We start from the raw sequence: 25,377 nt of genomic DNA on the forward strand, positions 1-25,377 counted from the left end.
TCCACAAGGGGCCCGGGGTGCCTGCGACGGTCAGCAGCACCAGCTCCCGTGCGAACCGCTCGGGCTGGAGCAGAAGCCGTAGAGGGAGTCGCTCGGGTCGGTGAGCGCGGCCTCGGCGGCGGCGCCGCCGACGTAGAGCGGGCCTGCGGGGTTGAGCTGGCCGTACGCGCTATCGGCGCCTGACAGCCAGGCGTTGAGCACAGTGCTTGCGGAAACACCGGTCTGCGACATCAGCGGCCTCCGGGACAGAGGGATCGGGTCGGATCGCCCAGGCCCGAGTATGGCCATATCCGAACATGCGTCAGCCGAGCGATCCGGCCAAGTTGTTTCGGTCGGAGATGCGTAGCACACGTATCCCGGGCGCCTTGGTCCGGAGGCCGGGCGGAGTTCACCCTCATAGCGTGCGTGGCGCACACATCCGGTGCTACAGTGCGAGCGAAGCGTGCGCAGCGCACGCATCACTGGCTCGCTCTCTCTTCCCTGCCTTCAGCGCCCACCAACTTCAGCACCCACGAAAAGGACCTCACCATGTCGCGCACCGGTATCGAAGCCGCTCTCAACGACCTTCTCTTCAACCGGGACATCACCCTGGCCGAGGCGGCCGACCGGCACTTCTCCCCCGACTACCGCCAGCGCACCGACGGCGAGTGGGCCGACCGCGCCGGGTTCCTCGACCACATCGGCCACCTGCGGGGCATCGTCGCCGACGGCCGTGTGGAGGTCCACGAGGAGCTGTACGACGGCGACAAGTACGCCGACCGGCACACCTGCCACGTCACCAAGACCGACGGCGCCACGGTCTCCATGGAGGTGTACGTCTTCGCCGACCTCACCCCCGAGGGCCGGTTCCGCCGCATCGAGGAAACCACTCTCATGCTCCAGGGCAGCAACGCCGACCGAGACCTCGGCAGCGCCCGCTGACCGCCCCGGCGACGCTGCGCCCGAGCCGGAGGAGACTGCCTAGTACGAGTGATGGGTCATCCAGAACGACCAGGCGCCGCACGGGCTCCCGTAGCGTCCGTTCATGTAGTTGAGGCCCCATTTGATCTGCGTGGCCGGGTTGGTCTGCCAGTCGGAGCCGGCCGAGCTCATCTTGGAGCCCGGCAGGGCCTGGACGAGACCGTAGGCGGAGCCGTTGCTGGCGGTGTAGTTCCAGCTCGACTCCTTGTTCACGATGTTGCTGAAGCACTGGAACTGGTCGCCGGGCACGATCTGACGGGCGATCGCCTGCACATCGGAGACCGAGTACGAACTCTGGACCTTGAAGGTGCTGCGGCTCTCGGCGCGGCTGGCGGCCTGGGTCTCCAGGTCGCGGGCCTTCGCATCCTTCGCGTCCTTGTCGGCCTTGTCCTTGCTCGCCTTGTCCTTGAGGGCGGCGTCCTTCTTCGTCCTCGCGTCCTGCGCCGCCTTGATGCGAGCGGCTTCCTCGGCCGACTTCTTCGCGGCGGCGCTGGCCTGCGCCGACTGGGCGTCAGCCTGCTGGGCAAGGGACGCGGTTTGCACCTGCGCCTGCTGCCCTGCGGGTAGGTCGGCGAGCAGCGTCGAGTCGGCGGCGGTCGCCTCGATCGAGTCGTTCGAGGCGGCCGCGGGGCCGCCTGCGGCAACGCCGACGACGGCGCCAACGGTGGTGACCGCGGTCGCGGACGCCACCGCGAATCCCCGTGCCGATATCCGGCTCACACGCTTTCCTTCCGGCGCATCCGCACGGTTTACGTCGCGAACGCAATCGTTGCCTTTGCCCTCCCCCCAACTGCTCCATCGCGGGAGGAACGCCCCTCGGACAACTCCCTTACGGAAGGCGCCACTTGATGCACGGGCGGCATGCGGCTCTGTCGTTGAGTTGAGAGGTACCGAGGCACCTAAGTTACAGGAGTGTCGTACGGGGAGCCGGACGGATGCAAGCCCCGGCTCGAAGTCCTGTGCGGACTCCCGGAAAAGCGCATCCCAATCCGGCACATTCCCCGGTGTGGCGGGTTGCTGCCGGGGCACACGGCGGACCGGAGGTTGATAGCCATGGTTCCCCTGCTGCTCGTTCTCCTGCTCGCCCTCATCCTGTTCGGCGCCGGGTTCGCCCTGAAGGCACTGTGGTGGATAGCCATCGTGGTCCTGGCCGTGTGGCTCATCGGGTTCGTCGCACGACCCCGCGGCGGAAGCGGTCGCTGGTACCGCTGGTAGCGCCGCCGGAAGCCACGCAGGGCTGGACCCCGACGGGTCCAGCCCTGTCGCTGCGCCCCCCGCCCCGCCTCCCCTCCCCTCCCCTCCCCCTTCGACCTCCGGCTCGCGAAAACAGTGGCTCGATCTCGCGGGCATCGGTCCCGAGAAACGCCATGCAGGCCCGTATCCCGGGTAGGCGGCAGGTGCTGGCCGGGCTCGTGCCTGCGGGCGCAGGGAACCGCGCACCTCCATATCCCAGGCACGCCCCGGTCAGCTTCCGCCCCTCCGCGAAGTCACCGCCAGGACGCGCCTCCTCAAAGGAAGACGTACACGGATGGACAGCGTCGACAACGCTCTGGAGAAGGCGCTCGCGATCGGCGGCGCCACCGGCGTCGCCATCGTCGATTTCCAGCAGCGCAGTGTTCTGGGCTCGCTCGACCGAGGCAGCGGTCTCGACATGGAGAAGGTCGCGTACGGGGACAGCGACGTCATGCGGGCCAAGCTCTACACCCTGGAACTCCTCGGCTACACCCCGGACAGCGTCGAGGACATCCTCATCACACTCGCCACCGAATTACACGTGATCCGGCCCCTGCCGCATCTGCGCGAGGGCGGCATCTTCATCTACCTGGTCCTGCACCGCGAGCACACCGAGCCACTGGACGACATCCGCCGTCAACTACGCGCCCTGGAACCCCTCCTGGAGCTGTGAGTCCCCGAACCGTGCGACCCGGGGCCCCACGCCGAGGCTGTGATCAGGCGGTCACCTGTGTCTCCGGGTCGGCGTCGGCGACGGAGGGCGGCTGGAAGCAGGCGGTGACGTTCTTGCCGCGGGGGCAGGGGTAGGCGTGCCACTCGTCGGCCAAGGCGTCGATCAGGAGCAGGCCGCGCCCTCCAAGGGCCTCGCGGTCGGGACCACGGGGCTCGGGAAGCCGGGGCGATGCGTCGTGCACCGTCACATGCAGACACTGCTCGTCCCAGGTGAGAATCAACTGGGCCGCGCTATGGGCGTGCACATGGGCGTTGGTGACGAGTTCGGACACGGTCAGGAGCACCGCGTCCGTCACATCCGGTTCCTGGTGAGCCCACTCCAGGGTGCGCAGATGGGCCCGTGTCCAGTCCCTCGCCTCCTTCACGCTGCTGTTCAGCGGAAGGGAGCGCGCCCATCCGACGGCCCTCAGGGATGAGTCCTTCGCCACTGCTCCTCCGTACGCCGGCCGGCCTTGTCCGTATCCGTCTGCCCCGGAACACCGGGCTCAACATGGCCGCGCCGCGGGTTCGTACGCCTGCTCCGCGCGCCCTTGGTCACACCGGCCGGCGGCCGTCCGGTTCGTCGGCCAGGGCGATGGCGGTCTTGATCCGCTTGCCCACCGGCTCGCGGTGCACCTCGAAGCTGCGGCACACCGCCATGACGATCTCCAGGCCGTGCTGACCCACCCTGCTCGGATCAGGCGCGAGTACCAGCGGCAGCGTCGTGCTGCTGTCCCACACCGTCACCTCCACCGCGCCGTCGTTGACCTCCAGGGTCAGCAGACACGGCCCGGGAGCGTATTTGCGGGCATTGGTCACCAGCTCGCTGACGACCAGCTGAACCGTGCCCATGGTGCGCTTCCACACCGGCAGCCCGTGCTCGGACTGCAGGGACGTCAAAAAGTCCCGTGCCATACCCCGGGCCGTGGCGATGTCCTCGCTGCCCAGCAGCACGGCGGAAACGGACATCGCGCCGTTCACACGGCCCGCGAGTGCCCGCTGCCCCTCGTCCTGTCCCACCAGATTCATCCAGCTCGCCTCACTGCCGAAGCGCCACCAATACCTTCTGCGCTTACCCCCAAAAAAATCCCCGCACTCCTCCCTGTTTCAACGACGTTTCAACGACGTGTTCCGCAGCGCGCAGGACCGCGGGAGCCACCCTCTCACCCCGGGAGAGACGGAGACCCAACAGGCCTTCTCGTACCTCTTTGCGCATTGCTTGACCGAATTACCACTATTGCTAAATTTGACCCATTTCGTTCGCCCGGGTGCGTCTCCGTGTGTGAATCCCGCTGAAAGGGAAGGGGTGGATGGTGCGGGAGTTCAGTCAGCCTCTGCTTGATTTCGCGCGCCGCCGCCGTGAACCGGCTGTGGTGCAGACACTGCGTTCCACGGCGGCCGCGGTCATCTCCTATGTGGTGGCCCTCCACCTGAGCAGCGAACCGGCGCCCCTGACCGCACCCTTGACGGCGCTGCTCGTGGTGCAGGTCACCCTCTACACCACCTTGGTCACGGCCGTACGCAGGGTGAACTCCGTCGTCGTGGGCGTGCTGCTCGCCGTTGGGTTCAGCTCTCTGGTCGGTCTTACCTGGTGGAGCCTTGGACTGATCATCCTGGCGGCGCTCGTGGTGGGGCGTTTCGTCAAGGTCGGCGAGTTCGTCCCCGAGGTGGCGATCAGCGCGATGCTCGTCCTGGGGGTGACCCGGGTGTCGGCGACGGCGTGGGACCGCGTCCTGGAGACGTTGATCGGCGCGGGTGTCGGCATGCTCTTCAACATGCTGCTGGCCCCACCCGTGTGGGTGGAATCGGCCGGCGGGGCCATCGAAGAGCTCGCCGCGCGGATGCGGCGTCTCCTCCGCGACCTCGGTGACGAGGTCGGCGGCCACACGCCGGTGGCCCAGGCGGCGGCCCGCCTCCACGAGGCGCGCCGGCTCGATCACGACATCGCCCAGGTGGACGCCTCCCTGCGGCAGGCGGAGGACAGCCTCCGGCTCAACCCGCGCGTCAGGGAGGGGCTCCTTTCGCGGGTGGTCCTGCGTACCGGGCTCGACACCCTGGAGATCTCGGCCGTGGTGCTACGCGTCGTGTGCCGCTCGCTCACCGACCTCGCGAAGGAACGTACCGAGGAGCACCTCTTCGAGCCGGACGTCGGCCTCGCTCTGCGGGATGTGTTCGACCACCTTGCCCGGGCGATCGAGAGTTTCGCGGTGCTGATCACCACTCAGGTCAGCAGCAACGCCGAGAAGGCGGAGGAGCGGCTGGCCGCCGAGCTGACGGCCGGTCGGGTCAGCCGCGACCGGGTGGCCGACCTGTTCCTCGCTCAGGTGCAGCGCCACCCGCGGCAGTGGCAGCTGCACGGTGCGCTGCTGGCCGAGGTCGACCGGATCCTCAACGAGCTCGATGTGGAGAAGCGCTCGCAGCGCCTGGTGGAGGAGCTCGACCAGCAGTCCCGGCGACAGCGGCAGCGCTTCCCGCGGGTGCGCCGTGTGCGGAGCCGGGCCCGGCAGATGATGCGGCTGCCGGACGAGGAAGAACGCGAACGCTGACCACCGGGCCAGACCGCCGCTCCCCCTGAAACCGACACACGACCCTCTTCCTCTCCCGGAGTCCCCGGCCGGCCTCGACCCAAGATCGATTGTCAGTGGTGGGTGGGACGATCGATACATCGAGCCGAACGAGGGGGATGGCCATGTCCGGAGTCCAGAACTACATCAATCACGTTGCTCTCGTGTTGGACGCGAGTTCGTCCATGTCGCACCTGAGCCGCAAGGTCGTCGAGGTCGCCGACCAGCAGATCGCGTATCTGGCCCGCCGATCACAGGAGTTGGACCAGGAGACCCGCGTCACGGTGTACGTGTTCGCCGACACGGTGGAGTGCGCCGTCTACGACAAGGACGTGCTGCGGATGCCGTCCCTGAAAGAGCTCTACCGGCCCGGCGGGATGACGGCACTCCTTGCGGCGACGCTGAAGTCGCAGGCGGAGCTCGCGCAGACGGCGCAGCTCTACGGCGACCACAGCTTCCTGACGTTCGTCCTGACCGACGGCCAGGAGAACGCGAGCCACCGCTGCCCGGACGCACCGGGCGACAACCCCCGTGAACTGGCGCAGGCCGTAGCGCAGTTGATCGCGAGGCAGCAGGACAACTGGACACTCGCCGTGCTCGTGCCGGACCAGATGGGCAAGCGCGAAGCCATGCAGTGCGGCTTCCCGAAGGACAACATCGCCATCTGGGACGCCACAAGCACCCAGGGTCTGGAGGAGGCCGGACAGGTCATCCAGCAGGCGACCGAGAAGTTCATGGTGGGCCGTACCCAGGGCATCCGGGGTTCGCGGGCCGTGTTCTCGACGGGGGCCGACGCCGTGAACAAGGACACCATCGAGGCAGCGGGCCTCACCCCGGTCGAGCCGTCGAAGTACCGGCTGCTTCCGGTGGCTCGCGACGCGGCGATACGGGAGTGGGTCGTCGAATGCGGGCACACGTACCAAACCGGCTGCGCTTTCTACCAGTTGAGCAAGCCGGAGAAGATCCAGGCGCGGAAGCAGATCGCGGTGCTGGAGAAGAAGACGGACCGGGTGTTCACGGGACCGCAGGCGCGCGCCCTGCTCGGCCTGCCCGACACCGAGGTCCGCGTCAGGGCCGATCACAACTACGACTTCACGATCTTCGTGCAGAGCACCAGCGTGAACCGCAAGCTCGTCCCGAACACGCGGCTGCTGCTGATGGCCTGAGGGATGGCAGGCGGCCCGCAGGCCGGCATCAGCTCGGCGGACAGTTCCGACAGGCTGCTCACCCGCCAGGTGAAGTTGGCGCATTCCCAGGGTGGGGCGCCGACGCGCCGGAACACGTAGGCGGTCCGCAGGCCCACTGAGGTGGGGTGCGGTCCGCCGCCGGTTCGAGGGCGTTCGCGCCCCAGCGTCGAGCCCGGAGCGTGGCCGGCGGCTATGGCCACCACAGTCGTCGCCCGCGGATTGCCCGCGCCCCTGCCGACGAGTTGGGGCCGGCTCAGGGATTCCCCGGAGCTGGTGCTGACGCCGACCGTACGGCAGGTGTGGACCGGACTGCCGGCCGAACAGCGCGCCAACGCGGTGATCTTCGCGGTGGACTACGGCGAAGCCGGCGCCCTCGACGGCCGGCCCCAGCAGCGCGGCCGTGAGCAGGACGACGCCGAATCCGGCGAGTTCGGGGCGCCGGCCCTTCGTATGCGGGCCGGGCGACAGGCGCGCTCCGTGCCGGCATCGGGTCGGCATCGGGGCGGCTTCGACCGCGTCCGAAAACAAGCACTACCCCGAGACTTTCGAGAGCGACCCGAACAACACGATCCAGCGATCCCGATCTGGACATTGGGAGGCACATTCCAGCCGGGTACTTCTCAAGCGATTGCCATGTACATCAGCTTTACAGGATCGTTGCCGTGCAAGCGCACAACAGAGCAGCACGAAGGCCGCTTCACTCGGGCTATTCGTGGTGCCTGTCCGGCACGCCGCGAGTCCTTGTCGCTGTGTCGCCGGCTCCCGGTTCGTCATGCGGATTAAGGAGAGAATTGTGGTCTCGAAAACGAAGAGGATCGTGCGTTCGGCGACCGTCGCGGTGGCCGCGGCTGCCGCGTTCACCGTCGTGATGCCCACCGGCAACGCCTTCGCCATCGATCACGTGGAGTGCCGTGGTGGCGAGAACTTCCTGAAGATCTGGTCCCACAGTGGTGGACGTCAGAGCGTCGACTGCTACGCCAACAAGGGCCGGACCGACTTCGGCGGATGGTGGGTCGACAGGATCTCCACGGGCAACAACGACCTGATCTACTTCGACGCCAACGGCGACTCGGTGAGGATCGACCGATGGCACGACATCACCTTCCCGAACCGTCCACCGAAGGTGAACTCCATCGAAATTCTCTGATTCGGGCCATGGAATGCCGGACCGGAGTGGACGTCGACGGGGCACGTTCGAATCGTCATTCACCCCGGCTTTCCGGCGATTTCAATAACAGCACCTGGTTTACCCGTACTTGAATCAGATGCGGCCCAGTGGTGGACGCCGGTCATGCTCCCTTCGGGGCGTGGCCGGCTTCCCTTTGTTCTGCAGGAGGGCCGCAGAGACCCGTCGGTTCACCGGCGGGGGCGACTTGTTGCCGGCGTCCCCCGCGTAAGCGCGCGCCAACTGTGGCGACGGCTCGGCCCAGCGCGGCTTAAGATCACCAGGTTCGACCGGGGGGTCGAGTCATGAGTCTTTTTTCTTGGGGGGCGACACTGTGGGTGTCATCGTGGGTGCGGTCATCGCCGTGCTGGTCATCGCGCTGGTGTGGTGGGTGGTCCGTACGTACAACAGGCTGGTGCGGCTGCGGAACCAGACGCAGGCGTCCTGGGCGCAGATCGACGTCCAGCTGAAGCGGCGTCATGAACTGATACCGAACCTCGTCGAAGGTGCGCGTGGGTACGCGGCGCACGAGCGGGCCACTTTCGAAGCCGTGGTCGCCGCGCGCGGCGTTGCGGTCGGCAACGACCTCGGGGTGATGGACAAGGCGGCCGCGGAGGACGCGCTGAGCGCATCGCTGGGCAGGCTCATCGCGTTGGGCGAGAGCTACCCGCAGCTGAAGGCCGACCGGCACTTCGCGAAGCTGCAGGATGAACTGACCACCGCGGAAGACAAGATCGCTTATGCGCGGCAGTTCTACAACAGCGCCGTACAGAGCTACCACAGCGCTCTGGAGAGCTTCCCGGGCAATGTGGTGGCCGGCCTGGGCGGCGCCCACGCCCGCAGGGAGTACTTCGAGGCGGGGGCCGCCGCGCAGGCGCCGGTGCAGGTGAAGTTCGCGTGACGTTCGAAGCGGAGATGTACTGGAGCGGCGCCGGGCTGATCGCCCTGTGGCTCACGCTGTTCGGCCTCGCTCTGGCGGCCACCCGCAACGGTGCCGTCGTCGCCGGCCCCGCCACGCAGGAGTTCGGGCAGGATCCCGAATCCCCGGCCGTCGTCGCGTTGCTGGCCAACCGTTGGCGTTCCGTGGACCGCGCCGCCGCGGCCACTCTGCTCGACCTCGCGGCCCGTGGTCACATCGAGGTGCGGCAGCCCGACGACGACCCGGCCCGCAGCACGGTGCACCTCACCGGCAAGGACCCCGGCGACCTCACCCCGTATGAGCGCCGTGTCCTGCACCGAGTCGTCGAGCAGGCCGGCGCGACGGGTGCCCCGATCGGGGCCATCGCCTTCCGCGCCGAAGAGCGCGCCAAGTCCTGGAACAGCGAGCTGCGTCAGGAGATCGTCACCGAGGCACGGGAGCGGGGGTTGTCGCGCCCGCGGTTCGGGCGGCTCCTCGGCGGGGCGCTCTCGGTGACGCTCCTCGGCACCGGTGTGCCGTTCACTGTCGCCGTCGTAGCCGGCGGCCACGGCATACGGGCCGCCGTCTTCCTCGGCTGCCTGCCGGCGATCGTCCTGGCGTGGCTGCTGAAGCGGGCGCTCGGGGAGCGGGCGACCCGGCAGGGTCTCGAACGTGCGGGTCACTGGGCAGGTGTCGAGTCCTGGCTCAACGCACACGAGGAGTTCGCGCAGCTGCCGCCGGCGGCCGTCACCGTGTGGGACCGCTACCTCGGTTATGGCGCCGCGCTCGGCGTCACCAGCCGCGCCGGGCGTCTGCTCGGCTTCGACGCGGGCGACAAGCGTCGCGTCTGGTCGTCCTACGGCGGCACGTGGCGTCCGGTGCGGATCCGCTATCCGCGGGTGCGCCCGGGGTTCGGCGCCAAAACGGCCGACCTGATCCAACTGGCCTGCGCCGCAGCCGTGGTGGCCGGGGGCCTCTACCTCTTCGCGACCCTGCGCCAGCCCGACTGGGCGGTGACGCACAGTCCCGGAACCGAGCACTCGTTGCGCCGCCCCGGACTGATACTGAGCGCGGGATGGGTGGGCGTCGCCCTGCTCGGCGTGCTCGTGGCCGGCCGCTTCAACCGCTGGATGCTGCTCGTGGGCTTCGTCGCGATGATGCCCGGCAATTTCATGGGATGGCGTTCCGTCTGGCCCTTCGACACGATGGACGGGCCGCTGCCGCTGGAGATGGTGGTCATCGCGGGCTTCGCCGCACTGACCGTGTACTACGTGGTGCTCGCCGTCCTGGAGTGCCGCACGGCGCACACTGTCACCGGTGAGGTACTGCGCATGGAGCCCCGCAGGCGCAAGTCGGCGCCCCGGTTCCTCGCGCTGGACACGGGCGACGGCGACCGCACGATCGCGTGGGCACTGCCGCGCGGCGCACCGGCGGTCGCGCCGGGCAGCATCGTACGTCTCTCGGTGTCACCGGCGACGCGGGTGGTGCGCGCGGCGACGCCGGTCGTCAACTGACCTGCCCCGCTTGCGCCCTTCGGCGCCAGGCGGGGCAGGCTCATCGGCCCACAAGGTCTTACTCGGCCTCGGCGATCCAGTTCTCCACCTGCTCGATCGTCGTGACCGGGTCGGCCACCAGCGCGGCGAGTTCGTCGTCGGCGGAGTTGAGCGTGGTGAGGCCGGGGCAGCGGTGGCAGGCGTCGACTCCCGTCTGGCTCCACCATGTGCAGTGCGGACGGAGGTGGCACCGCGGCACGGTGCCCGTGTCGCGCGGTGACGGCAGGGCCTGGATGCGCTGGATCAGAGTGCAGTCGTCGCCCACCCGGTTCGCACAGGCGGACGTGCAGTGCGATGCGAACCGGAGCACCCGGTGGGGTGCGATGCCCTCGGGGATGCCGGACAGCGCGTCCGCCGCCGGCACGGGTTGGTCCAGATAGACGACCTGGCCGTTCTCTCCCGACCTGACGCCGAGGACTACGGATTCCGGACGGTGGGCGTCCCCGCTCGGGCACCATCTGATGTGGTCTTCACCTTGACGGTCCACGGTGCGCGCCTCCGCGGCGTCAGGAGGACGCGGTCTCTGCGCCGTCGGGGGCGGTCAGGATGAGGCCGAGGATCGGGCCTCCGGTGGTTGAGCCGAGCTGCTGCTCGGCGAGGACGGCTTTCTGGATGTGTGCCGAGAGGTTCTGTGCGTCGGTTCTCTCCGCGGCGTTGGCCACGCCGCCGGCGGCGAGCAGCCCGGTGACGAGTGCGGCCGTAGCGGCCGCGGCCCGAAGGTTGGAGTTCATGCTGTCCCTCCTTGACATTGTCCTGTCGACTGACAAGGGCGACCGTATGCATCAACTTCCTTGCGGGGAAGGCGTTTTGGGGCGTACTTAATTTCGTCAAAGTACCGAGGGCGCAGGCGCAACGACCGTACGGGGACCGCCCGCCCGTCAGCGGCCTCGGAGTCGCGGGCCGCATCGCGAGCGCCGGGAAGCCGGACCGCCCGGGGTGGGCGCCGGGTCGGCGCGTGGGGAACGCCCCTGCGGGTGGCCGGCCGAGCCACACACGGATTCCGCGGCATTCCACTGAGGCCATGCGGTACGAGTCGCCTCCCGCAGCCGGGCGCCCCTTCGGAGGGAGGCGGGTGGGCTCTCAGCCGCGGCTGCGAAGGTACGCGTCCAGCTCCGCGGCCCCCCGCAGCATCGCCCGTCCTCGCGCCGACAACCGGTCGCGCCACTCGGTCAGCGCGGCCTCCAGTGGTTCCGTGCCGCCTGCCGTGCGTACGTGGGTGATCAGAGGGGCGATCTGCTCCAACAGGTAGCCGGCGCGCCGGAGTTGCTGGGTCATGCGGGCGTCCCGTACGGCCGACTCGTCGTAGACGCGGTACCCGGTCAGCGGGTCACGGTGCGGGTGGACCAGACCGGCCTCCTCCCACGTGCGCAGGGTTGCCGGGCCGATGCCGAGGTGCTCCGCGAGCGGGCCGATGAACATGCCGCCGGGCCCGGACACCGTGGTCCGCCCGGACGCCGCGGAGGCTGCGGGCGCGGTCGGTTCGAGATCGCGCAGGGCGCTCTCCACGGCCCGTATGGTCCCGCGGTCATCGAGGAGCTGGGCGTGGCTTTCGTCGATCAGCCGGTATGCGTCCTCGGCCGCGCCCTCGTTGACCGCCTGCATGATCGACGCGGCTCTGCCATGGCCATGGCCGGGCACCAGCGCGAGAAAGGCACGCAGGGCCGCCGCGTGCAGAGGCGTGTAGACGCGGTAGCCATGGGGCGTGCGCTCCGCGGGCGGAAGGATGCCGGACCCCTCGTAGTTCCTGACCGCTTGCGTCGACAGACCGTGACCGCGCGCCAAGTCCACGGGCCGTAGTCGACTGCTCATTTTAAGCTTTTGCGCCATGGGAGCGACAATAGAGCGGACTACAGCGGAAAACTTTCCACCGGCTGTTCAACGATACCGTTGAAGGCATGGCAATCGACATCGGGCACACCGTCCACGCCGCGGACGCGACCGCCGTCATGAAGCTGCTCCCCGCCCGGCCCAGGGTGCTCGCCCTCGGCGAGCCCACCCACGGTGAGGCCACGCTGCTCGACCTTCGCAACGAGCTCTTCCGACACCTCGTCGAACACGAGGGCTACCGCACGATCGCGATCGAGAGCGACTGTATGAAGGGGTTGCTCGTGGACGACTACGTCACCTCGGGCACCGGCACACTCGACGACGTCATGGCGTACGGGCTCAGCCACACGTGGTTCAACGACTGCGCCGCCAATCGCGAACTCGTCCAGTGGATGCGCGCGTTCAACGACGGCCGTCCCGTCCACGACAGGCTTCGCTTCGCCGGCATCGACGGTCCTCTCGAAATGACCGGGGCCGCGAGCCCCCGGGAGGCGCTCACCGCCCTGCACCACTTCCTGGCCGCCCAGGTGAGCAGGGACCTGCTTCCCTGTACCGAGGAAACGCTCGACCGCCTGCTCGGCGCCGACGACGCCTGGACCGAGCCGGCCGCGATGAGGGACCCCGCCCGCTCCGTCGGACGGTCGGCCGAGGCCAAGGAGGTGCGGCTCCTCGCCGACGACCTGGTGGCGCTCTTCGACGAACAGACCCCGCACCTGCTCAGCGCGACCTCACGGGAAGCCTGGGACAGAGCTCGCCTGTACGGGCGCACCGCCACCGGTCTGTTGCGCTACCACTCCTGGATGGCCGACACCTCGCCGCGCCGTATGACCAGGCTGACCGCCCTGCGGGATCGGATGATGGCGGAGAACCTCGCGGCCCTTTCCGAACGCGGCCCGTGTCTCGCCCATGCGCACAATTCCCACCTCCAGCGGGACAAGAGCTCGATGCGGATGGGCGAGGCACTGCTGGAGTGGTGGAGCGCCGGGGCTCTCGTGAACGCCCAATTGGGCAAGGACTACGCCTTCTTGGCCACAGCTCTCGGCACGATCCGGCACCACGGCGTGGACGCCCCTGCGCCGGCCTCGGTCGAAGGACTCCTCTACGCCCTGCCGGAGGACCGCTGCGTCGTCGACGCCCCGCGGCTCGCCGCCACACTCGCCACCACACCGCCGACCCCCCGCGACTCTCCCTGGTTCGGCTACGCGCCTTTCGATCCGACCCACTTGGCGACGACGGACGGGCTCGTGTTCGTCAAGGACACCGTGGAGGCGTAGCGGCCTGGCTGCGGTCGACACTCGTCCTTGTCGCCCACGGTTGTCGCCCCCCTCAGGGTTACGGAGTCCACGGATCCCACGAGGTGGCTCGACGAACCCGCTGGTGAACTGCCATTGCCTCCGGGCCCGTTGGCCGTCAGGCGCAGGTGGCCGTGGCGCTGTCGGGGTACAGGGGGAAGATCTGGTCCAGGCCGACGATGCTCAGGATGCGCAGGGTGTTGGGGGGTACGGCCGCGAGTGCCGCCTGGGCCTGGGCGGCCTGGGCGTGGTTGTGAGCGGCGATCAGGGCACTGACCCCGCTCGAATCGCAGAAGTCCATGCCGCCGAGGTCCAGGACGAGACGCTGGCCGGGCTGGACGGCGGTCGCGGCGATCAGGTCTCGCAGTCCTGCGGCGCTGGCGTAATCGAGCTCGCCGAAGATCGCCAGAACGGGACCGGTCGCAGAGTCTCGGGAGGTGATCTTCAGTGGACTCATTCGGGGCTTCTCGTCTGCGGGTTGGCGGCGGGGACGCCGAGAGCGAGCAGGGCGGTGTCGTCGTCGAGGCCTTCGCCGAAGCTGTTCAGGAGGCCGGTCAGGGCCTGGATGACGGCGTCCGGCGGCTTGCCGGCGTGGCCGGCCGCGAAGGCTAGCAGAGCCTCGTCGCCGTACAGGCTGGTGCGGTCCTCGCCGGTGCGGGCCTCCGTGATGCCGTCGGTGTAGAGCAGAAGCGTGTCGCCGGGGGTGAGTACCGTCTTGGCGTCCGCGAAGCGCGCGGCGGGCAGGATGCCCACGAGGAGGCCGCCCGGGGTGGGCAGGAAGTCCGCCGTGCCGTCGGTCCGCACGATGATGACCGGAGGGTGGCCGCCCGACGCGAGGTGCACGGCGACGTTCCCCGTCTCGGGGTCGGGCTCCAGGGTGCCGAAGACGGCGGTGCAGTAGCGCGGGTCTCCGCCGCCCGCGTACCGCGCGTGGAGCACCGTGTTGAGCGTGGTCAGCGCGGAGACCGGGTCGGGGTCGTGCAGGGCGGCGGCGCGCAGCGTGTAGCGGGTGAGGGAGGTGACGGCCGCGGCCTGGGGGCCCTTGCCGCACACGTCCCCGAGGAAGAAGCCGAACCGGTTTCCACCGATGGGGAACACGTCGTAGAAGTCGCCGCCGAGTCGCTCGGGGTGGGCGGTGTGGTAGTACGCGGCCGTCTCCATCCCGGGGACCTCCGGCAGGATGTCGGGGAGCAGCGACTGCTGGAGCACGGCGAGCGCGTCCTGGAGGCGGGCGCGGTCGGCCTCGGCCTGCTTGCGCGCCTCGTCGGCCTGCTTGCGCGCGGCTTCCGCCGCCTTGCGGCCGCGCAGGAGTTCCTCTTCGTAGGCGCGGCGGTCCCGGGCGTCGAAGATGGTGGTGCGGATCAGCTGGGGCTCACCGCTGCCGCCGCGTTTGAGTGCGGAGGAGACGAGGACGGGGATGCGTCCGCCGCCGGTCTTCTTCATCTCCAGGGCGATGCCACCGATTTCGCCCTGCATCCGCAGCAGCGGCGCGAAGTGCGTCTCGTGGTACAGCTTGCCGCCCACGGTCAGCAGGTCGGTGAAGCGCATCCGGCCCACCACGGCCTCGCGCTCCAGACCGAGCCAGTCGAGCAGGGTGGCGTTGATCTTGGCGATGGTGCCGTCCATCAGTGTGGAGAGGTAGCCGCACGGCGCGCACTCGTAGAGTTCGTCGGCGCTGTCCTCCAGAAGTGCGGCGAACGCCGCGTCCGCGGTCCTCTCCTCGTCGGCTCCGTGCCGGTCGGGTTGCTCCCCGTTGCGGCACATCATCGCAGGCTGACCAGGAAGCTCCGGATCGCTTCGTTGGTGGCTTCGGGGGCGGACAGGTGGGGGCAGTGTCCGGTGGCGTCGAGCGTGACCAGGGTCGAGCCGGGAATCGCCTTATGGACGAACGCGCCGACTTCGCGGGGCGCGATGGCGTCCTGGAGGCACTCCAGGACGAGCGTCGGCACCGTCACCGTCTTCAGGTCGTTCCGCGAATCCGACAGGAAGGTGGTGCGGGCGAAGACGCGCGCCATGTCCGGGTCGGTGGCGCAGAAGCTGTTCTTCAGCTCCTCGCCGAGCTCGGGCCGGTCCTCGTGCCCCATGATCACCGGCGCCATCACCGCCGACCATCCCAGGTAGTTGGACTCGAGCGACATGAGCAACTCGTCGATGTCCTCGGCGCTGAACCCGCCGCGGTACCCGTCGTCGTCGATGTAGCACGGCGACGGAGCGACCATCACCAGCGCGCCGATCCGCTCGGGCGCCCGTTCGGCGGCGAGGACTCCGATCATCGCGCTCACCGAGTGACCCACGAAGATCGCATCACGCAGGTCGAGCTCTTCACACACCTCGACCACGTCCCGGGCGTACCCGTGCAGCGAGCCGTAGCGGTCCTCGGAGAACGCGGACGCGTCCGAACGGCCCGAGCCCACGTAGTCGAAGAGCACCACTCGGTAGTCGTCGGCCAGGGCGGGCACGGTCAGGCGCCACATGTTCTGATCGCAACCGAACCCGTGCGCCAGCACCACCGGCCGCCCCTGCGGGTTGCCGGTGACGGTGACGTTGTTCCTGCGTGCAATATCCATGAACACCATGCTCTCAGGTCGTCTCTCGTGCTCCGAAGCCCCTCGAACAAACCCGCTCACTGCCTACACCTGCGGGTTGGCCTGCGTCGGCCCGACACAGACATGCCCCACGCGAGTGTCACGGCCGACCGAGGATCACAGCACAGGGCCGGGCTGATCGACTCGGCGAGTGGACCATGGAAGGCGACCGGAACGCGAACAGGGCCACATTTCGGGCAGGGGCCGAGGCTTGGCGTCGGCAACCACCACCGTCGGGCAGGGGGCCGAGGCCCGGTCGTCGGCAACCACCACGCGGGCACAGGGGTGGGCCCAGCCGGGTCATTCGGCTGGGCCCCACCATGTCCCGTCGTGCGGATCAGCACCTGCCGATCGCCGCTCAGTCCTTGAAGACGTCCTTGACCTTCTCCTTGGCCTCGCGGGCGTCTCCCTTGGCCTGCTCGGCGCCGCCCTCGGCTTCGAGCCGCTCGTTGCCCACGGCCCGGCCGGTCGTCTCCTTGAGCTTGCCCTTGGCCTGCTCGACCTTGGATTCCGCCTTCTGGTCACCGGACACAAAAACCACTCCCGTCTCATTGAACACTTGGCTTGACATCCATACGCCTGGCCAGAAATGCCACATCCAAACCCGCGGATCCCGCACCGCTCGAAAACTGGCCCGGAATCCCCGCAGGGGTGAATATGAATCACGTCGATCAAAATGTGTTGCCCATGCTTTCCCGGGCACACGGTGGACCGGAGGTTGATGACTATGGTTCCCCTGCTTCTCGTTCTGCTGCTCGCCCTGATCCTCTTCGGCGCCGGTTTCGCGCTGAAGGCGCTGTGGTGGATCGCCATCGTGGTCCTGGTCGTGTGGCTCATCGGCTTCATCGCCCGTCCCAAGGGCGGAAGCGGCCGCTGGTACCGCTGGTAAGGCACACATCGGCACCATCCTTTTCTTCGCCCCGTCGGTCTCGCCGACGGGGCGAAGTGCTGCCCCGGGGAGCCGGAGAACTGGCGTCCTTTCCACCCACATGTGCCGTCACATGTGCCGCCGCCACGTGTCTCGGCACATGTCCGTAATGTGTCTCGTCACATGTCCGTCCCATGTCTCGTCACATGCGGATCACGCGCCGACGGCCACCCCATGGGCCGGCGCACCCCGGTCGCGTCCCCCAGGGTGGCGATGGCGCCAGAACCAGAACACCGCGCAGGACAGCAGCGACCATGCCGCCAGCACGAGGAACGGGAAGACGTGCTGGGCGTCCGCGAAGTAGACGGCCGTGTGCTGTGCATTGACCGAAGCGCCGGGCGGCAGCCAGCGCCCGACATGTCCCAGGAGCGACGGCAGCAAGGGCCAGGAGACCGCGCCGCCCGATGAAGGGTTGCCGAGCAGCACCATGAGTCCCCAGGTGGGCAACATGGCCCAGCGTCCGATCAGGGTGTTGAACATGGTGAAGACCATGCCCGAGGTGAACATCGTGAGCGCGAGAATCATCCAGGACTCGAAGAACGGCAGTCGCACCGCGCCGAGCCCCCAGTCGACCACCGCGGCGATGGTGAACCCGCCGAGCAGCGAGTACGCCACCGTGAAAGCGATCCGCTCCAGCGGGTTCAGGGTGCGTGCGTGGACGCTCAGCTGGATGGAGCCGACGAATCCCAGTACCACTGCGGCGAGCGAGATGTAGAAGAGCGCCAGACCGCGGGGGTCCCCTTGTTGGAGCGGCTTCACATCGGTGATCGTCACCGGTACGCCGATGGCCTTCGCCACCGGGGGCGCGGCCTGGGTGAGCACTTGGGCCACGGAAGCGCCGGCGGCGCCGGCCACGTCCATGTGCACCCCGTCCGGACGCACGTCGAGGATGGCGAAGACCGTCTGCTCCTCCATGGCGTGACGGGCCGAGGGCACGTCCTGGTACGGGCGCAGTGCGAGCGACGTGTTGAGCGCCTTGTCGAGGCCCGCCACGAACTTCTCGGCTTCCGGGGACCCCGGTGGTGCGACCAGCGCGGTGGGGATGTGGTGCGGCGTCGGATTGGCCATGGTGTACGTGTACGAGCCGGCGAACAGACCCGCGGCGGCGGCCAGGATGAAGACGAGCACGACGGCCGGGAAGAACGGGGAGCCCCTGAAGTCGCCCCATGCCTCGCGCGGTCCCCGCTTCCTGGCGTGCGCGCCGTGCCCGCCGTGCCCGCTCGGCCCGCTGAGTCCCTGCCCGCCCGGCCCGCCGCGTCCGCCGTCTCCCCCCTCCCCGCCATGGGCAGCCGACTCCGGGGCCGAGTGGTTGGCTTCGTCTGCTTCTTCCATGTGTTCCATGCGGTTGGCGCCATCTTCTTCCATCGGCATGTTCGACATCGGCATGTGCGACCACTCCGGGACCGGGAAACGATTTCCGCGCCGCGTACCCCCATTCGTGCGGCTCCGACCAGGACCTTCGGTCCCTGGCCGGGGACCGTAGGTCCCGTGAGCGGACCCGTGCCGGGGGTACTGCGTAGGAGGCGAACGGGGGGCCGGCTCCCCGCCGTCACCGCTCGGCCGGCGTCGCCGCCGGGCCACGGAACGAAAGGAAGCAGGTCTTCGTCATGGGCATCATCGCCTGGATCATCATCGGACTCATCGCGGGAGCCATCGCCAAGGCGCTGACTCCGGGCAAGGACCCGGGCGGTTGTCTGGTCACCATCGTGATCGGCATCGTGGGTGGGCTGCTCGGCGGATGGCTCGGTCAGCTCATCTTCGGAGTGGACGGCATGAAGGGTTTCTTCCACCTGTCGACCTGGATCACCGCGGTTGTGGGCTCGGTGATCGTGCTCTTCCTCTACCGTCTGGTCGCCGGACGCCGAGGCTGACCAAGCCCCGGCGCGACACCGCCGTGCCGGCGACTCGGCGCTTCCCCGGCCACCGTCCGGGGGAGCGCCGAGCGGCATGCGGGGGTTGGACCGTACGGGCGATGCGCACATGAGGGCGGAGCCCATCGCGCCGTTTCACAGCTGAGCCACGGAGACCGACTGACGCATGGAGCCGGCTGAGCCACGGGAACCCCGTCGACCCCATCGCCCACGTCGACGCGACACGGCTCGCCCGGCTTGAGAACCTACACAAAGGGGGCCGACAGCGAAGGCGGTGGCGTAGTGGCCAGACCCGTGTGGGCCGGAGTCCTCAGTTTCGGCCTGGTCAGCCTCCCGGTCGGGCTCTACACCGCGACCGACACCCACACCATCCACTTCCACCAGCTCCAGCGCGGCACCTCCGACCGGATCCGTAACCGGCGGGTGAACGAACGCACCGGTGAGGAAGTGGACCCCAAGGACATCGTCAAGGGCTATGACACGGGCGAGGAGTACGTCATCGTCGAGCCCGAAGAGCTGGACGACATCGCTCCCGGGCGGTCCCGGACTCTGGAAATCACCGGGTTCGTGGGTCTGGACGAGATCGACCCGATCTTCTTCGACAAGACGTACTACCTGGCTCCGCGCGGCAAGGGGTACGCCAAGGTGTACAGCCTTCTGACCCAGGCGCTGGGCCGTGCCGAGAAGACCGGTGTCGCCACCTTCGTGATGCGCCAGCACGAATATCTCGTCGCCGTGAAGGCCGAGGACGGCCTCCTCACCCTGCACACCCTCCACTGGGCCGACGAAATCCGGGATCCCCAGCAGGAGATCGACTCCCTTCCGGGCAAGTCCGCCGCCTCGGCCAAGGAGCTGAAGATGGCGGAGCAGCTCATCGACACGCTCAGCATGAAATGGGACCCGGAGCAGTTCCACGACACGTTCCAGGAGAAGGTCGCCGCTCTGATCAAGGCCAAGAAGGCGGGCGACAGCGTGGAGAAGGCCGAGCCCGCGCCCGAGCCGTCGGCCGCCGTCGACCTCATGGAGGCGTTGCGCGCCAGTCTGGAGGGTGCCCGCAGTCCCAAGGACACCGGCGCGAAGGCCACGACGGGCGGCGGCGCCACGAAGCGGACCGCTCAGCGGACAGCAAAGAAGCCGGCGGGTAAGCAGCGTGCTCATGCCTCGCACAAGGGGCGGGATCCGCACGCCATGAACAAGGCCGAGCTCTACAAGAAGGCGACCGCCGCGGGGATCGAGGGCCGATCCACGATGACCCGCGAGCAACTGATCGAGGCTCTCGACGGGCAGCGGCAAGCCGCGTAACGACGGCCGCCCGAACGGGAGATCGGAGCGGCGGCTTCGTGAGCGGTGGCGGCTTCGGGGACGGTCGGCGGCTTCGGGGACGGTCCGCTGCTTCAGGGACGGTCCGCTGCTTCAGGGACGGCGAGCGTCGCATCGCCCGATCGCGAACCCTGTGCCGCGTGGAAGGAAGCCGCCGTGCGGCAGAGCCTGCGCCCGTGCCGGGGCAAGCCGGTAGTGCCCGTCTGGAGTGTGCCCGCAGCGCCGTGCCAGGGCCTGCCCGTAGCGTCTGTGCAGGGCGTGCCGGTAACGCCTATGCCGTGCCGTGCCGCAGGTTTTACCTCCGGGCCCCTGATCCACCGGCCCTTGACTTCCCGGCCCCTACTTCCCGGTCCCTGACCTCCCGGTCTCCACTCCCCCGCTCCTCCCTTCCCCGGTCTCCGCGTCCTTCGCCGCGTCCTCCTGGGGGTCCTGCCGGCCTTGGGGGTCCTGGGAGTCCTGGGGGCCCCGGGTACTCGGGGGCCTCTGTGGGCTCTGGGTGCTCTGGGGGGTCACCCGGTCCGCACGGCCCTCTTCGTCCGCACGGCCCTCTTCTTCCGTGCCCTCCTCAGGGTCGCGTCCCGCGATGGCCGAAAGGTCACCGAGCAGGCGGATCGTGTCCGCTGTGACGGCCGCGAGCGCGTCCTGCAACGCGTCACCGCGCTCACGGAAGACTGAGGTCAGCTCGTCCTCGGCGGCGTACGCCCGCCGCAGCGCATCGCGACGCTCACGGGTGCGACGCAGGCCCTCATCCTCGTCTTCCTGCGGCGGGGAGTCCGTACGCTCCAGGGTGTCGTCGAGCCCGCAGACATCTCCAGCCGCCCGCAGCAGGTCGGCCACGATGCGGGGTGCGGGGCCCGGCAGAACGGCCTGGTCGGAGCGGTTCGCGGCCGTCTCGGCCAGCGTCCTGGTGATGGCTTCCAAGTGGTTCGTGATCCGGTCCCAGGTGTAGTCCCAGTCCGCGGCCGGTGGCAGCGGAGCCGAACGGCGCAGACGATGGCCCGGGTTGAAGCGGTAGCTCTCCTCAGACCAGCGGCGGGCGGTGCGCAGGTCGGTCACACGGTCGGTGAGCCGCCGCGCGCGGTCGTGCCAGGCATCCGCGTCGTCCTGGGCCAGGTCACCTTCGTCGAGTCCGTCCGCGACCGTGTGCAACAGCGCCAGGCTCTCCTCCGGCAGACGTCCGCGCAGATGGCGCACGCTGCGGGAGTGCACCGGGGGCAGCACGAGGGCGTTGACCGCGAGCCCGATGACCGCCCCGAGCAGCGTCTCAAGAAAGCGGTGGATGATGTCGAAGCCCGAGTACGTGCCGTAGACCAGCACGAAGAGCGCGGCGGTGGGCGCGTTGAGACCCTGGGTGCCGAAGCGGGCGTACGAGCCGAAGAGCATGGTCACCGGCAGTGCGATGAGCATGGCCAACATGGTGTTGCCGGTGAGCACACCGGCACCGGCCGCCAGGAGGGTGCCGACCACGACGACGACGAACTGCTGCAGTGCTGATTTGAGCGACCGGTAGACGGTGCTCTGCACCAGGAAGAGCGCCGTCCACGGCGCCAGCATCGCCATCGGCGCCTGCCACCACCAGCCGGCGAGGGCCCAGGCGATCAGCGCGGCCGCCGCTGCCTTCAACGCCTGGACCGCGGTGTCCCGTTCGGGCCCCGGGCCGCTCAGCGCCCGCCGCGCCGACCGAGCCACCGCCGCGCATTCCCACCTTGCCCACTGCCTCCACTGAACGAAGGCCTGACCCAGTTCCCTCAACGTTCCGTCCTGTGCTCGCACCAACCGCTCCCCGCGACCTACGAGGACATGAAGATCTCTCGGGGTCCGCCGGTCCTCCACCCTGCCCATTCGGCACAGCCGGCTCACGTGGGCAAGCGCTCACGCGCCCATGTGCCCACACGCTCACGTGCCCACGCCCTCACCCGCTCACCCGCTCACGGCAGGGGTGAGCCGCCGGTGGCGTTGAGGATTTCCGCGGTGATGAAGCTCGCGTGCTCGGAGGCGAGGAACACATAGGCCGGCGCCATCTCCGCGGGCTGCGCGGGCCGGCCCAGCGGAGCCTGCTTGCCGAATTCGGCGGTGTCCGGCAGCGTCGCCGGGATGAGCGGCGTCCACACCGGTCCCGGCGCGACGGCGTTGACGCGGATTCCCCGCTCGGCCAGCATCTGCGCGAGTCCCTTGGTGAAGGTGACGATCGCACCCTTGGTCATGGCGTAGTCGAGCAGGTGCGGACTGGGCTGGTAGGCCTGTACCGAGGTGGTGTTGATGACGGACCCGCCCGCAGGGATGTGCGGCACGGCCATCTTGGTCAGCCAGAACATGCCGTACAGATTGGTGTGCAGTACGCGGTCGAACTGTTCGGTGGTGATGGCTTCGATGCCGTCCGGCTGGGACATCTGGTAGGCGGCGTTGTTGACCAGGACGTCGATGCGGCCGAACTCGGCGACCGCCCGGTCGATCAGCTCCCGGCACTGCCGTTCTTCGCGGATGTCGCAAGCCACCGCGACGGCCCGGCGCCCCGCCTCCTCCACGAGCCGTACGGTTTCACGCGCGTCCTCCTGCTCCTCGGGCAGGTGGGTGAAGAGCACGTCGGCGCCTTCGCGGGCGTAGGCGAGGGCCACGGCCCGCCCGATGCCGGAATCGCCGCCGGTGAGGACCGCCTTGCGGCCGGTGAGCAGACCACTGCCCCGGTACGTCTGCTCACCGTGGTCCGGGGGCGGGTCCATCGGGCCGGTCCAGCCCGGGTGCTGCTGGTCCTGCTGCGGCAGATCGGGCCGCGGGTACTTGTCGGTCGGGTCCTGCGGACGAGCCGGCTTAGCCATGGGTGGCGCCTTTCGTGAGCGGGGGTGGGCACATCACCTGACGGCCCCGGGGGCACGGGTACAAGGGGGCCGTGACCCTTATCAGGTACCCACATATCCGCATATATGCGCCCTGCGCCGGGACCCGAGTGACGCCCGCGCCATACTCGTGCCACGCCCGTGCCCCACCCGTGTGTCGCCGGGCCGCCCCAGGCAGCTGTGCGGGCCGACCGCAGGCGTGAACTGGCGGACTTGCTAAGTGAGTTGGAGCATCACCTACCGGCGGGGCACACCTACCGTCGGGGCACACCTACCGGTCGGGGGCATTACCTGTCGTCGTTCCGGCCGCTCCCATCGGGGGACGACGGAGGGGTGTCCCAGGAGTCCGCTCCGGGCTGCGGCGCCGACGGCGGCGGGGGCTTGCGTGCCGCTCGGCGACGTCCGGCCATGAACATCGCGAGGAGCCCGGCCACCACCACCACTCCCACGATGACCAGGAGCAGCGCCGTGGCGGGTCCTGCGGCGACTACCTGTGATGTCGAGTGAGCGATCACCATGTTGCTCGAACTCCTCTGCATTGCTACCGAGGGTCGCTGTGACCCCTGCGCGGCGGGATCGCACGACGTGCGTGCGGCTGACATACCTCTGCTACCCGAATATGCCCAGACATCTCGGGCGCCTGCTCGGGCACCTGCTCCAAAGGGACGATCGGGGGTGCCCGGCACAGGCGCCACAGGAGCGGGGTGACGCGGGCCGGCGCGACCGCGCGCTCCGCGCATGGCCGAACCCCGGATGCTGCTTCGTGCCGCATCACCCAAGCTGGCAGCGACCCTTTCCACCGCCCTATCCAGGAGTGATCATGAGTGTGGGAGACGAATACCGCAGCCGTGCCCGCGAGTTGGAGACGCGCGCCCTGGAGTGGAGGGAGGCCGCAGAGCGTGCGACCGACCCCGAGCAGCGCAAGCGTCTGACGGACAAGGCCCGCCGCGCCCAGGAGCAGAGCGAGCAGGCGAGCCGCATGGCGGTGCCGGGCCTCGACCCCGACCCCGCGTAGCCGCCGGTCCGTCCCGGGCCGTGATCCTGTCGGCGCCTCGACCCCGACCCCGCGTAGCCGCTGATCCGTGCGCGCCCGCGGTCCTGCCGGCGCCCCCGTATGACTCCGCTCTGCCGGGGCAGACGTCTCCCATGGAGTGTCGGGACGGATCGGAGACCGCGCATGCGCACCGTCGGTGTTGAAGAAGAGCTGCTCATGGTGAGTGCGCGTACCGGAGAGGTTCTGGCGCTGTCCACGGTCGTCGTCTCCCCCTCCGACTCACGGAAGCCCGACGACTCCGAGGAGCAGGAGTTCGAGAAGGAACTCCAGAAGGAACAGGTGGAGTTCGCCACCAGCCCGCTGACGGCGATGGGCGAGATCGAGGACGAGATCATTCGCCTTCGTCGGGAAGCGGGCGCCCGGGCCGAGGAGGCCGGGGCCACGGTCGCGGCCCTCGCCACGTCTCCCGTACCGGTACAGCCCTCGTTGGATCTCGGAGAGCGTCACCTCTGGATGGCGGAGAACTTCGGCCTCACCGCCCGCGAGCAGCTCACCTGTGGCTGCCATGTCCATGTGGCGGTCGACTCGGACGAGGAGGGCGTCGCCGTGCTCGACCGGATCCGGCCATGGCTCTCGGTCCTGACCGCGATCAGCGGTAACTCGCCGTTCTGGCAGGGCGAGGACAGCGGTTACAGCAGCTATCGCAGCCGGGTCTGGAACCGTTGGCCATCCGCAGGGCCCACCGAGACCTTCGGCTCGGCCGACCGCTACCACCACCATGTCGACTCCATGATCGCCACGGGTGCCCTGCGTGACGACGGCATGATCTACTTCGACGCCCGCCTCTCCGCGCGCTATCCGACGGTGGAGGTCCGCGTCTCCGACGTCTGTCTGCAGCCGAGCAGCACCGTTCTGATCGCGGCCGTTGTCCGTGCGCTGGTGGAGACGGCCGCCGCGGACTGGCGCGCGGGACGGCCTCCCGCCGAGATCAGCGCCGGCCTGTTGCGCCTCGCGTCCTGGCGCGCCGCCCGTTCAGGCCTGACCGGTGCTCTGGTCGACCCCCGCACGATGCGCGAGCAGCCGGCGTCCGATGTGGTCGCCGCTCTGGTCGACCATGTGGAGGACGCCTTGACCGACAGTGGTGATCTGGAGCGGGTGCGGCGCACGCTGGCGCAGTTGGCAGCCCAAGGCACCGGCGCCGAGCGGCAGCGCGAACTCCTCCTCCGCCACGGGAACCTGGAGTCGGTCGTGCGGGAGTGCGCCCGCATCACCGCCCTCGCGGACTGAGCGCCTCACCCCACGCAGGCTCACCCAGCGCAGGCTTACCCCACAAGGACTCACGCGAGCTCGCCCCACAGGGCACGCCGGCGACAACCCCACCCTCCTGCACAGCCGTGGGGGCGGGGCACCCCCGGGCGGGGGGACCGCGCGGGGGGGGGGGGGGGGGCGGCGGGG

30 protein-coding genes are annotated in these 25,377 nt (G+C 69.1%); 15 read left to right on the forward strand and 15 right to left on the reverse strand.

The window, feature by feature from the left end; genetic code table 11:
• Positions 1-30 precede the first annotated feature (30 nt).
• A complete protein-coding gene (locus AB0D31_RS12285; RefSeq protein ID WP_362720701.1) occupies positions 31-231 on the reverse strand; it encodes a DUF6229 family protein in 201 nt (66 codons plus the stop codon).
• 297 nt (positions 232-528) lie between these two features.
• Between AB0D31_RS12285 and AB0D31_RS12290 the strand changes: the two genes are divergently transcribed.
• Entirely contained in the window at positions 529-921 is a 393-nt protein-coding gene (locus AB0D31_RS12290) for a nuclear transport factor 2 family protein (RefSeq protein ID WP_362720704.1), read from the forward strand.
• 39 nt (positions 922-960) lie between these two features.
• Here the strand turns inward: AB0D31_RS12290 and AB0D31_RS12295 are convergent, their stop codons facing one another.
• Entirely contained in the window at positions 961-1,680 is a 720-nt protein-coding gene (locus AB0D31_RS12295; RefSeq protein ID WP_362720707.1) for a lytic transglycosylase domain-containing protein, read from the reverse strand.
• A 333-nt stretch (positions 1,681-2,013) separates the two neighbouring features.
• Between AB0D31_RS12295 and AB0D31_RS12300 the strand changes: the two genes are divergently transcribed.
• On the forward strand, positions 2,014-2,175 hold the full coding sequence (locus tag AB0D31_RS12300) for a hydrophobic protein (protein WP_362720710.1): 162 nt from the start codon (positions 2,014-2,016) through the stop codon (positions 2,173-2,175).
• Positions 2,176-2,488: 313 nt separating this feature from the next.
• On the forward strand, positions 2,489-2,866 hold the full coding sequence (locus AB0D31_RS12305) for a hypothetical protein (RefSeq protein ID WP_362720713.1): 378 nt from the start codon (positions 2,489-2,491) through the stop codon (positions 2,864-2,866).
• A 43-nt stretch (positions 2,867-2,909) separates the two neighbouring features.
• Here the strand turns inward: AB0D31_RS12305 and AB0D31_RS12310 are convergent, their stop codons facing one another.
• On the reverse strand, positions 2,910-3,353 hold the full coding sequence (locus AB0D31_RS12310; protein WP_362720715.1) for an ATP-binding protein: 444 nt from the start codon (positions 3,351-3,353) through the stop codon (positions 2,910-2,912).
• Positions 3,354-3,459: 106 nt separating this feature from the next.
• Positions 3,460-3,873: an ATP-binding protein gene (locus tag AB0D31_RS12315; RefSeq protein WP_362720790.1), complete on the reverse strand. Its 414-nt coding sequence runs from the start codon at positions 3,871-3,873 to the stop codon at positions 3,460-3,462.
• A gap of 341 nt (positions 3,874-4,214) precedes the next feature.
• On the opposite strand from AB0D31_RS12315, the gene AB0D31_RS12320 reads away from it, so the two are divergent.
• From AB0D31_RS12320 to AB0D31_RS12345, 6 genes are all read left to right on the forward strand, one after another.
• Entirely contained in the window at positions 4,215-5,450 is a 1,236-nt protein-coding gene (locus AB0D31_RS12320; RefSeq protein WP_362720718.1) for an aromatic acid exporter family protein, read from the forward strand.
• 143 nt (positions 5,451-5,593) lie between these two features.
• Positions 5,594-6,634, forward strand: coding sequence for a vWA domain-containing protein (locus AB0D31_RS12325; protein WP_362720721.1), 1,041 nt, complete (start codon positions 5,594-5,596; stop codon positions 6,632-6,634).
• A 213-nt stretch (positions 6,635-6,847) separates the two neighbouring features.
• Positions 6,848-7,438 (forward strand): hypothetical protein, encoded by a 591-nt coding sequence (locus AB0D31_RS12330; RefSeq protein ID WP_362720724.1) that lies wholly within the window; start codon positions 6,848-6,850, stop codon positions 7,436-7,438.
• Between the two features lie 10 nt (positions 7,439-7,448).
• Positions 7,449-7,802 carry a beta/gamma crystallin domain-containing protein gene (locus AB0D31_RS12335; protein WP_362720727.1) on the forward strand — a complete coding sequence of 118 codons (354 nt, stop codon included), beginning with the start codon at positions 7,449-7,451 and terminating at the stop codon, positions 7,800-7,802.
• A gap of 337 nt (positions 7,803-8,139) precedes the next feature.
• Positions 8,140-8,721: a LemA family protein gene (locus AB0D31_RS12340; protein WP_362720730.1), complete on the forward strand. Its 582-nt coding sequence runs from the start codon at positions 8,140-8,142 to the stop codon at positions 8,719-8,721.
• Positions 8,718-10,232, forward strand: a complete 1,515-nt coding sequence (locus AB0D31_RS12345) for a hypothetical protein (protein ID WP_362720733.1) — start codon at positions 8,718-8,720, stop codon at positions 10,230-10,232. Before AB0D31_RS12340 ends, AB0D31_RS12345 begins: the two co-directional genes overlap by 4 nt.
• Positions 10,233-10,290: 58 nt before the next feature.
• Here the strand turns inward: AB0D31_RS12345 and AB0D31_RS12350 are convergent, their stop codons facing one another.
• The 3 genes from AB0D31_RS12350 to AB0D31_RS12360 form a co-directional block, all read right to left on the reverse strand.
• Positions 10,291-10,758, reverse strand: a complete 468-nt coding sequence (locus tag AB0D31_RS12350) for a hypothetical protein (RefSeq protein WP_362720736.1) — start codon at positions 10,756-10,758, stop codon at positions 10,291-10,293.
• Between the two features lie 19 nt (positions 10,759-10,777).
• Positions 10,778-11,002, reverse strand: a complete 225-nt coding sequence (locus AB0D31_RS12355) for a hypothetical protein (protein WP_362720739.1) — start codon at positions 11,000-11,002, stop codon at positions 10,778-10,780.
• A gap of 349 nt (positions 11,003-11,351) precedes the next feature.
• Positions 11,352-12,098 (reverse strand): TioE family transcriptional regulator, encoded by a 747-nt coding sequence (locus tag AB0D31_RS12360; protein ID WP_362720742.1) that lies wholly within the window; start codon positions 12,096-12,098, stop codon positions 11,352-11,354.
• A gap of 68 nt (positions 12,099-12,166) precedes the next feature.
• Between AB0D31_RS12360 and AB0D31_RS12365 the strand changes: the two genes are divergently transcribed.
• A complete protein-coding gene (locus AB0D31_RS12365; protein ID WP_362720745.1) occupies positions 12,167-13,372 on the forward strand; it encodes an erythromycin esterase family protein in 1,206 nt (401 codons plus the stop codon).
• A 136-nt stretch (positions 13,373-13,508) separates the two neighbouring features.
• On the opposite strand, the gene AB0D31_RS12370 is transcribed toward AB0D31_RS12365, so the two are convergent.
• From AB0D31_RS12370 to AB0D31_RS12385, 4 genes are all read right to left on the reverse strand, one after another.
• On the reverse strand, positions 13,509-13,847 hold the full coding sequence (locus AB0D31_RS12370) for an STAS domain-containing protein (RefSeq protein ID WP_362720748.1): 339 nt from the start codon (positions 13,845-13,847) through the stop codon (positions 13,509-13,511).
• The gene (locus AB0D31_RS12375) at positions 13,844-15,154 is read right to left on the reverse strand and encodes a SpoIIE family protein phosphatase (protein ID WP_362720751.1); all 1,311 of its coding nucleotides are present in this window, start codon (positions 15,152-15,154) and stop codon (positions 13,844-13,846) included. Before AB0D31_RS12375 ends, AB0D31_RS12370 begins: the two co-directional genes overlap by 4 nt.
• The gene (locus tag AB0D31_RS12380) at positions 15,154-15,957 is read right to left on the reverse strand and encodes an alpha/beta hydrolase (RefSeq protein ID WP_362720755.1); all 804 of its coding nucleotides are present in this window, start codon (positions 15,955-15,957) and stop codon (positions 15,154-15,156) included. The genes AB0D31_RS12375 and AB0D31_RS12380 overlap by 1 nt, the downstream gene beginning before the upstream one ends.
• A 376-nt stretch (positions 15,958-16,333) precedes the next feature.
• A complete protein-coding gene (locus AB0D31_RS12385) occupies positions 16,334-16,507 on the reverse strand; it encodes a CsbD family protein (protein WP_362720758.1) in 174 nt (57 codons plus the stop codon).
• A 195-nt stretch (positions 16,508-16,702) separates the two neighbouring features.
• On the opposite strand from AB0D31_RS12385, the gene AB0D31_RS12390 reads away from it, so the two are divergent.
• The gene (locus tag AB0D31_RS12390) at positions 16,703-16,864 is read left to right on the forward strand and encodes a hydrophobic protein (protein WP_362720760.1); all 162 of its coding nucleotides are present in this window, start codon (positions 16,703-16,705) and stop codon (positions 16,862-16,864) included.
• A 192-nt stretch (positions 16,865-17,056) separates the two neighbouring features.
• On the opposite strand, the gene AB0D31_RS12395 is transcribed toward AB0D31_RS12390, so the two are convergent.
• Entirely contained in the window at positions 17,057-18,235 is a 1,179-nt protein-coding gene (locus AB0D31_RS12395) for an ABC transporter permease (protein ID WP_362720763.1), read from the reverse strand.
• A 275-nt stretch (positions 18,236-18,510) separates the two neighbouring features.
• On the opposite strand from AB0D31_RS12395, the gene AB0D31_RS12400 reads away from it, so the two are divergent.
• Positions 18,511-18,774 (forward strand): GlsB/YeaQ/YmgE family stress response membrane protein, encoded by a 264-nt coding sequence (locus AB0D31_RS12400; protein WP_362720766.1) that lies wholly within the window; start codon positions 18,511-18,513, stop codon positions 18,772-18,774.
• Positions 18,775-19,056: 282 nt separating this feature from the next.
• On the forward strand, positions 19,057-20,076 hold the full coding sequence (locus AB0D31_RS12405; RefSeq protein WP_362720769.1) for a Ku protein: 1,020 nt from the start codon (positions 19,057-19,059) through the stop codon (positions 20,074-20,076).
• A 357-nt stretch (positions 20,077-20,433) separates the two neighbouring features.
• Here the strand turns inward: AB0D31_RS12405 and AB0D31_RS12410 are convergent, their stop codons facing one another.
• The 3 genes from AB0D31_RS12410 to AB0D31_RS12420 form a co-directional block, all read right to left on the reverse strand.
• On the reverse strand, positions 20,434-21,783 hold the full coding sequence (locus AB0D31_RS12410; protein WP_362720771.1) for an FUSC family protein: 1,350 nt from the start codon (positions 21,781-21,783) through the stop codon (positions 20,434-20,436).
• A 239-nt stretch (positions 21,784-22,022) separates the two neighbouring features.
• Positions 22,023-22,910 carry an SDR family oxidoreductase gene (locus AB0D31_RS12415; protein ID WP_362720774.1) on the reverse strand — a complete coding sequence of 296 codons (888 nt, stop codon included), beginning with the start codon at positions 22,908-22,910 and terminating at the stop codon, positions 22,023-22,025.
• Between the two features lie 305 nt (positions 22,911-23,215).
• Complete coding sequence (locus tag AB0D31_RS12420; RefSeq protein ID WP_362720777.1) at positions 23,216-23,446, reverse strand: DUF6479 family protein; 231 nt, start codon at positions 23,444-23,446, stop codon at positions 23,216-23,218.
• 302 nt (positions 23,447-23,748) lie between these two features.
• Here AB0D31_RS12420 and AB0D31_RS12425 point away from each other — a divergent pair, with 302 nt between their 5' ends.
• A complete protein-coding gene (locus AB0D31_RS12425) occupies positions 23,749-23,943 on the forward strand; it encodes a DUF6381 family protein (RefSeq protein WP_362720779.1) in 195 nt (64 codons plus the stop codon).
• Between the two features lie 162 nt (positions 23,944-24,105).
• Positions 24,106-25,209, forward strand: a complete 1,104-nt coding sequence (locus tag AB0D31_RS12430; protein ID WP_362720782.1) for a glutamate--cysteine ligase — start codon at positions 24,106-24,108, stop codon at positions 25,207-25,209.
• Positions 25,210-25,377: the final 168 nt, after the last annotated feature.

This window comes from Streptomyces sp. NPDC048361, from assembly GCF_040651795.1.
Classification (GTDB): domain Bacteria; phylum Actinomycetota; class Actinomycetes; order Streptomycetales; family Streptomycetaceae; genus Streptomyces.